Annotated in this window: 5 protein-coding genes; all 5 read left to right on the top strand. The window is 33.4% G+C overall.

The window, feature by feature from the left end:
* Nucleotides 1–645 precede the first annotated feature (645 nt).
* The 5 genes from I5M32_RS14505 to I5M32_RS14485 all read left to right on the top strand — a co-directional run bounded on the left by I5M32_RS14505 (nucleotide 646) and on the right by I5M32_RS14485 (nucleotide 8,615).
* Nucleotides 646–1,536, top strand: coding sequence for a hypothetical protein (locus tag I5M32_RS14505; RefSeq protein WP_200587630.1), 891 nt, complete (start codon nucleotides 646–648; stop codon nucleotides 1,534–1,536).
* Nucleotides 1,537–1,565: 29 nt separating this feature from the next.
* Nucleotides 1,566–3,008 carry a T9SS type A sorting domain-containing protein gene (locus I5M32_RS14500; protein WP_200587628.1) on the top strand — a complete coding sequence of 481 codons (1,443 nt, stop codon included), beginning with the start codon at nucleotides 1,566–1,568 and terminating at the stop codon, nucleotides 3,006–3,008.
* A gap of 406 nt (nucleotides 3,009–3,414) precedes the next feature.
* Nucleotides 3,415–4,896: an alpha-L-fucosidase gene (locus I5M32_RS14495; protein WP_200587626.1), complete on the top strand. Its 1,482-nt coding sequence runs from the start codon at nucleotides 3,415–3,417 to the stop codon at nucleotides 4,894–4,896.
* Between the two features lie 101 nt (nucleotides 4,897–4,997).
* Nucleotides 4,998–5,378: a hypothetical protein gene (locus I5M32_RS14490; protein ID WP_200587624.1), complete on the top strand. Its 381-nt coding sequence runs from the start codon at nucleotides 4,998–5,000 to the stop codon at nucleotides 5,376–5,378.
* Nucleotides 5,379–5,477: 99 nt separating this feature from the next.
* A complete protein-coding gene (locus tag I5M32_RS14485) occupies nucleotides 5,478–8,615 on the top strand; it encodes a SusC/RagA family TonB-linked outer membrane protein (RefSeq protein ID WP_200587622.1) in 3,138 nt (1,045 codons plus the stop codon).
* The last annotated feature ends 19 nt before the right edge of the window (nucleotides 8,616–8,634 follow it).

Below are 8,634 nucleotides of genomic sequence, written 5' to 3'. Positions count from 1 at the left end.
TACATCTTCCGCCTATTATTGGTTAACTAGAGGTGTTGATACAGATTTTACCTTCTATAGATCAGATAGTCAGGCACAAAATATTCCTTCGTTGGTATCTCCTATTCCTAGCGGAGGTACTTTTTATCCTGAAGATTAGATTAAAAATCTCGCTAAAGTTTAGTTTAAACTTTGGCGAGATTTTAGTTGAATTATATTTAGGCAATAAAACCTATATGATTATCGGCTTAAAATCTATATACGATAAAAATTAATTTACACTTGCCCGACAGCCTAAACGATGGCATTGGTTTAGATTATTGTCCTTTAAATCTTATTTAGACGCTTGAAGTATCTAATCTCAACTATTTAATTCGTTTGTTTAAAGCATTGTTGAGACAAACAGGAAACGTGTTTAAATAATGTAAATTGGTTTTCTTATTTAGCCTTTTCAACATCAGGTTTATAAATCCATTAATAATTAGCGGAAGTAAAGAGTAAAAAAGGAAATATTTAATCCTATTAAGGAGATATATACTCCCATAAGGCTACTTGTTTTTTAACATTTGCACAACCAATTTATTAATTACTAACACAATTTTTCTCCATTACACACAAAGTCTTTTGATTGTTTGAGAAAAGAAAAGTATAAACCATTTAAACAACATGAAAATTAAATTTTTTAGTATTATTTTATTATCATTTTGCTATAATATAGCAAATGCTCAATGGCAAAATAATCAAGAATTGATTTATGATTTTGGCACAGAAAAAGGCAAACTTAATTATTCTGAAGGCACTAATAGCGAGTCTACCTCTTACGGCAAAAACAAGGGGATTCTTCCATTAGTGAAGGGAATAACTAGTCGCGTTACTATTTCAGGAGGTGCAACAAATGGCAGTGTAGAATTAAATGGTGATCATTCCCTAATTATCAATCAACCTCAAAAAAGTGTAGTTAAATATTCTGGTTACGATATCAAATCAGCGACAGATGTAGCTTATTTTTCATTTAATCTAAAATTTAATGATTTCTCGGCAGAAGGAGAATATGTATGGGCTATTGGAAATAAAAACGGTGGTCTATTTACTGGGATAGGCTCTGTTTATAGAAGTAATAGTGGGGTATTTGCAGCACTAAAATGGAAACCAAAAAGTAACAACTATATTTTAGAAACCAGGTTAGGTTCTGATGAGTCAAGTACAACTACTTGGAAAGCAGTATCTACTGATGCTTTTAAGATAAATGACACTTACAAACTAGAAATTTATTGTAATAACTCTACTAAGGAACAACAATATACAAAAGAGGGAAAAAACTTCACATTAGCTATCAATCAGTTTCATGTTTGGTCAAACAATACCCTTATAGGAGATAAACTTCCAAGGTCTGTTGAGGTCTCTGGAGGTGATGGATTAACCGCCGGAAAGTCCATTGCGCTGGATAACAGAGAACCTTTAAACGCCTATTTATTTTTAGCAAATGGGCGACCAACATCTGATGGAAGCGCATCCATTTCCAATATCAAAATTGTATATCAGGCTGATAAGCCATAAAAAAATATGAATTATTAAACTAACAAAACATGAAAATTAAACTTTTACTATTCTCTTTTTTACTATTCAGCTATGGCTTTGCAAATGCGCAATGGTCACCTAACAATTCTACTTTTAGTTATGATTTTGGGACAGGGACAGGAACTTTTTCAGCAAGTGGTTCAGCACAAAATTCTACTACTTTTTTCCCTTCGCCCAGTAGTGGAACCGCTTATGCCGTTATACCAGCGGCAGCTACCAATGTCAGTATGGTATTAAACGGGGATAATACCATGAGTTTTGTACAACCTGCTACAACGGGTGGCTCAGGATTAGCAAAATATTCACAAACTATTATTGCAAACGCTTCAGATGTAGTAGTACATAAATTCACACTTAGTACTAATATAATTTCAACTAGTGGAGATTTTGTTTATGCAATTGGCAATAAAAATGGGTCGCTTTTTGCTGGCTCTGGTTCTGTTTTCAGAAGTAGCGTCGAATTATTTGCTGCATTAAGACTGTCATTGTCGGGTGCTGACATTAAATTTCAATATCGATTAGGATCCAATTCGAGCACCATTACAACTTGGACAGATGTAAATACAACAACATTTGCAAAAGTAGGAGGACCTTATGCTATTGAGATTTATGCAAATAATTCTGGTTCATCAAAAACTTATACTCGCAGTGCCACATCTTATACCTTACCAAATAATAAATACCACGTTTGGGTAAACGGAACGCAAATCGAAGTGTCAGCGGGTGTAGTTGATTTTCCTCGTAGTATTGAAGAAAGCGGAACTGCAGCCCTTGGGTCAGGAACGTCAATTGCAATGGCTAATGGTGTTAATCTTGATTCTTATCAGTTCCATGCTAGTGCAACTTACAACGATGCTGCAAATTACAAACTATCTAATATTTCACTCACCTACAATATCGCTCCATTACCAGTAAGCTTAAGTAGTTTTATAGCAAAAGCGACTAATAATGGTGTTGTTTTAAACTGGAAAACAGTATCAGAAAAAAACAACAATTATTTTGAAATATTAAGATCTGGAGACGACAAAAATTTCGTAAAAATAGCGAAGGTAACGGGTGCAGGAAATAGGGATCAAGAGTTAAATTATACATTTGTAGATGCTAAGCCATTAAGCGGGAATAACTATTATCTATTAAATCAAATAAATTTTGATGGTACAGTAAAAAGCTACACTAACTTAGTGCAAAGTGTAAATTTTGGTTTAAGCACTTCAGATGTTTATGCTAGTTTAGCCGATAACAAATTGAGTTTAAAAATACTATCAAACGCAAATGGTTTAGGTAATATTAAATTATATGATACCGACGGTAGATTATCAGTTCACAAGAATATTAATTTGATGAAAGGAACTAATCAACTAGATGAAGAAATAAATCTTCCCTCAGGAATTTACATGCTAAATGTAAACGTTAATGGAAACTATAAAACTATTAAACTTTTGAAAAATTAGTCGATTTATCTAGGTTTATTTGAGTGTAAACCGATAAAATCACAATTATTAAAACCAACACAATCTTGCTTTTTCAAGCAAATGATTCCAAGCGGTGTTGTGTTTTTAGTTGGGATTTATCTATTAATATTTCTTTGGGAAATAAATTTATAGTTCAGAGTTAAAGCTTAATCAAGGGTATTAATAAAATACAAGTTAACGACTTTTTTATTTTAAAGGGAGTTTGTATAGCTGTAATATATGAAGGTAATAAAACACAAAGCGCAAAGCTTTTTAATTAAAATCTCAATTTTTAATAAAATTATTAGTTTAAATAAATCAAATGTTTAGTAAGATAAATCTAACCACGCCAATCAAATATTTAATAAATAGGTATCCTGAATGGAATAATTCAAGATGCTTAATTATGTTTTTTTCCTTATTTTTTGTTGCTCAAACAGATATTTATGCGCAAAAAACGAAAAACAATGAAGAAGTAAAACAACAACACGAGCAAATTGGTATCGTACAAAATAATTCGGTTAAATATCAACATACTCAGCATCCAGATGCGCAATGGTTTTCAAATGCAGGTTTCGGAATGTTTATACATTGGGGTATTTCTTCCATAAAGGAAATAGATCTTTCCTGGCCGATGATGACCGGGACTCAAATTGGTTGGAGCAAAAATAAGCTCGATCAAGATTCTATTGATCGGTTTATTGCCAAGGGAAACTTTTTCGCAGGTAATAATTGCGAAAAAAGTAATTCCTGTATTACTCCTTCTGAATATTGGGAACAAGCAAAGTCTTTTAATCCATCACAGTATGATCCGGAAGCGTGGGCAAAAGCTGCAAAAGCTGCTGGAATGACCTATATGGTGTTAACAACAAAACATCATGACGGGTTTGCGCTTTGGCCAAGTAAGTATGGCGATTTTAATACTAAAAACTTTATGGGAGGACGTGATTTGGTTAAGCCTTTTGTAGATGCTTGTCGTAAATACGGATTAAAAGTAGGGTTATATTTTTCTGGCCCAGATTGGTATTTTAGTAGAGATTATCAAAGCTTTTTATATCCAGGTATCGCCACAAAATATAAGAATATCCCTTTTGTAGATTATAACCTCAAACCACGATATATAGATAAGGATGAGTTGGAAAAACAAGCTCATTATGATTCTTTAGCAGTATTTGTGAAAGGACAGATTACAGAATTATTAAGTAACTATGGCAAAATAGATATGATTTGGTTTGACGGAAGACCTAGTATCCCATCTGGCAATTCTGCATGGAAAAAGAGTATAACCATGGAAGAGATACGTAAATTACAGCCCGGGATAGTGGTTAGCCCAAGATTTTTTGGTTATGGAGATTATAAAACTTTTGAGTCAGATCAAAATCTTCCAAAAGAGAAACAAGACCAATGGGCAGAACTTTGTACCACAGTTGCAAACTCAGGTTGGGGATTTACAAAGAATCCTTTAAAGCCTGCAAATAAACTTTTGACAGATTTAATTCTTTGTAGATCTAGAAACACCAATTACTTGCTGAATTTTGGGCCTAATAAAAATGGTGTATTCTCTGCAGGGATGAATGAAAGGCTTAAGTATTTTGAAGATTGGATGAAAATCTATAAAACATCTTTGTTTAAAGTAACCGCACTAAATGATAATGAGTCGGCATCAGTCCCTGCAACTACAGATGGTGCTAGCTTTAGATACCTATTTATTTTACCAAATCAAAGCGCTAAGTTCATTGATTTTAGTACCCCTTTAAAGGTTAGAAAAGTTGTACTGATGTCTAATAATCAACCTATTAATTATCAAACCCAAAACGGAAAAATAACTATTCCTATTTCTGGAATGCCAGTATCAGATAAAATTCAGGTTTTAAGAGTAGAAATGTAAATGTTGTTTTTTTAGACTATTGAAATTGAAACCATTTTCAATCTGAATGAAGTAATTCCTTATCGAAATGCATACGCTTGATGGGTAATTATAATAAAAGGATGTACTTATCCAATCGGCAGAGTCATTATCTAACAGATGTAGGCGGTGGTGCTGCAAATAATTTACCGCCCACTGCAAATTGCAATACTTGGTGGAATACAGAAATGGAACATTTTACTAATAGTGATAACGAAATCTTTTATAGCTATATGCCAAAAGATAAAGGTGTTTTAAATAATAATCTAAGTCACCATATGTATCCAAAATGTATTCTGGTTGGGGTTTTTCAACCGGGTATTAATTTAAGTATAGCCGGAAATGTAAATGACATTAAAGATGACTGGGTTTATACAGAGAATTTAAACAAAGGTTTTGTGTATCCCCTATCGCTTTATAAAGTGCAGTTAGCATTAAGAAAAAGACGAATAAACTATAAATAAGGAATGTTTTAATCCTAAAAAGGAATATTTTATCCCTTAAAAAATTAATTGTAAACTATGTTTACTATCATAAACCAATTACCAAAACCAAATTAAATTATGAGGAAGACATTTATTTTTCATCTTCTCCTGCTTGCTTTTTTATCAAGCTTTGCACAGCAAAAAGTAAAGATCACAGGGAAAGTTACTGACCAGGATACTGGTGAGCCAATTATTGGAGCTAACGTTGGAATAAAGAACACTACAATAGGTGTTGTTACCAACTCAGAGGGTATTTACAACCTTACCTTACCTTCTGATAATCCAGCAATATTAGTTTTTCGTTATTTAGGCTACAACGATAAAGAAGTTGCAGTTAATAAGCAAACCGTTATCAATGTTACTTTAAAATCACAGGATATATCTTTAAATCAGGTTGTAGTTATTGGCTACGGCTCGGTGGCTAAAAAAGACGTTACAGGTTCTGTAAGCTCGGTTAATATGGCTGATTTAGATAAAGCACCAGTTCGATCATTTGAGGAAGCTTTAGCGGGAAGGATTGCTGGAGTTCAAGTATCTTCAGAGAGTGGGAAGCCAGGGTCTGGTATCAACATATTAATTAGAGGGGCAAATTCACTAACGCAAGATAATTCTCCTTTATGGGTTGTGGATGGTTTTCCTTTAGAAAACCCAGATAACAACAACATAGATCCTTCTCAAATAGAATCTATTGAAGTGCTGAAGGACGCATCAGCTACAGCGATATATGGAGCAAGAGGTGCAAATGGAGTAATTATAATTACAACTAAAAAAGGTGTAGCCGGAAAGCCTAAGGTTAATTTTAACAGCTATTATGGGTTTCAACAACAGCCTAAGTCTATACCGGTATTAAGTCCTTATGAGTTTGTGAAACTCCAAACAGAGGTAGATCCAATAGGAACTCCATCAATCTATTTTCAAAATGGCAGAACTTTAGAGAGTTATAGAGACTCAGTAGGTATAGATTGGCAAGACGCTTTATTAAGAACCGCTCCTATGAGTAATTATAACCTTACTTTATCAGGTGGAACTGATAAAACCAAATATTTAATTTCTGGGAATATTTTAGGTCAGGATGGAGTAATTATCAATTCTGGCTTTAATAGGAAACAGCTTCGCGTTAGGTTAGATCAAGACGTAAGCAATAAGATAAAAACAGGGATAAATATCAGCTATAACAACAATAAATCTTTTGGCGCAACACCATCAGCCCCGGAAAGTAACTTTACTGCCCAAAATTATTTATTGTATAGTGTTTGGGGTTACAGGCCGATACAAACAGGAGGAGGTAATCTTTTAGACGATTTAATTGATCCAACTATTGACCCAACTATTGATTACAGAGTGAATCCTATTTTATCTGTAAAAAATGAACTTAGACAAAGATTTTCAAATAATTTTAATGCAAATGCTTATGGGGAATATCTGTTTTCTAAAGCTTTAAAATTACGTGTAAGCGGTGGTATCAATAGTAGAAATGATAGAAATGAAGCTTTTAACAACTCTTTAACAAGATATGGAAACTCTAGAAGTATAGACAAAGTGAATGGAAGCGTTACCTATACCGATCTTAACAATTGGCTTGGAGAGAGTATTTTAACCTATAATAAGATATTTAATAAAAAAAACAACTTTACCTTTTTGGCAGGTGTTACCGGGCAAGGAACCACTAGTAACAGATATGGAGCAAAAGCAACCAACTTGCCTAATGAATCACTAGGGTTAAGCGGTTTAGATGAAGGTGTTGCACAAACAGTTGTTGCAGTAAACTCAGAAAACACTTTGCTTTCTTACTTAAGTAGAGTAAACTATTCATACAATTACCGGTATTTATTTACAGCGTCTTTTAGAGCAGATGGATCATCAAAATTTAGGGAAAAGAATAGATGGAGTTATTTCCCTTCGGCAGCTTTTGCTTGGAGAGCTATTAATGAGAAGTTTCTAAAAAAGTTAAACTACTTATCTGATGCTAAGGTTAGGGTAAGCTACGGAGTTACGGGTAATAATAGGGTAACAGATTTTGCTACTTATTCTCAACTTAGCTTTGCAAACTCTGGTTTTAATAATGATAATGCTTACTATGCTTTCAATAATACACTTACACAAGGTGTTTATCCGGTAACTTTATCAAACGCCGATTTAAAGTGGGAAAACACAACTCAAACTAATATTGGGTTAGACCTTGGTTTTTTTAAACAACGAATCGCTTTAACAGCTGATTACTATCTTAAAACAACTTCAGACTTATTGTTAAATGCAGATTTACCTGGCTCTTTAGGTTATACAAAAGCATTTAAAAACATAGGTAAAACCAGAAATGAGGGATTAGAACTTTCTTTAAACACTGTAAATATTGATTCAAAATCTTTTAGTTGGAACACAAGTTTTACCATTTCTTTCAACAAGAATAAAGTTTTAGCATTAACAGAAAATCAAGAAAGTTTATTAAGCACAGTTAACTGGGATCAAGATTATAGAAACTTACCTGCTTACATAGCTAAAATCGGTCAGCCTATTGGGCAGATGTATGGATTTATTTGGGATGGTTTGTATCAAACATCTGATTTTACACAGTTACCAAACGGAACCTATGTTTTAAACGATTTAGTACCTACAAATGGTAACAGTAGAAGTAACATCCAACCTGGAGATATTAAATACAAAGACCTAAATGGAGATGGTGTAGTTGATGATGACGATAAAACTATTATAGGTAGGGCTTATCCAATACATCAAGGAGGTTTAGGAAACAACTTCAAATACAAAAACTTTGATCTAAATGTGTTTTTACAGTGGTCTTATGGTAATGACATTATTAATGCTAACAGGTTAAGATTTGAAAACGGTGCAGTTACCAAGGGGGTTAACCAATATGCAACTTATGCCAACCGATGGTCACCAACTAACACAACATCAGATATACCAAGAGTTAAAGGACAAGGCCCAACTGCATACTCATCAAGAATAGTTGAAGATGGCTCATACCTTAGATTAAAAACAGTAAGCTTAGGTTATAACTTTCCTGCTAAGATGTTAAAGAGAGCTAAGATTAGTGATTTTAGAGTATATGCATCAACACAAAACTTATTCACCATCACAAATTATTCTGGTTACGACCCAGAAGTAGCTGCCTACAATACAGCCTTAACACCTAGTTTCGATTACTCTGTATATCCAAGGGCAAGCACTATTGTATTTGGTTTAAATATTACATTATAGACTAATTTTAAAAGATTTT

The sequence above is a fragment of the Pedobacter segetis genome (assembly GCF_016623585.1).
GTDB lineage: Bacteria > Bacteroidota > Bacteroidia > Sphingobacteriales > Sphingobacteriaceae > Pseudopedobacter > Pseudopedobacter segetis.
This window is presented reverse-complemented; position numbering and strand designations above follow the sequence as displayed.

What these genes read in the sequence shown, in the direction of transcription:
- I5M32_RS14495 (WP_200587626.1), top strand. Translation starts at nt 3,415, where the DNA reads ATGTTTTTTTCCTTATTTTTTGTTGCTCAAACAGATATTTATGCGCAA.
- I5M32_RS14505 (WP_200587630.1), top strand. Translation starts at nt 646, where the DNA reads ATGAAAATTAAATTTTTTAGTATTATTTTATTATCATTTTGCTATAAT.
- I5M32_RS14485 (WP_200587622.1), top strand. Translation starts at nt 5,478, where the DNA reads ATGAGGAAGACATTTATTTTTCATCTTCTCCTGCTTGCTTTTTTATCA.
- I5M32_RS14490 (WP_200587624.1), top strand. Translation starts at nt 4,998, where the DNA reads ATGTACTTATCCAATCGGCAGAGTCATTATCTAACAGATGTAGGCGGT.
- I5M32_RS14500 (WP_200587628.1), top strand. Translation starts at nt 1,566, where the DNA reads ATGAAAATTAAACTTTTACTATTCTCTTTTTTACTATTCAGCTATGGC.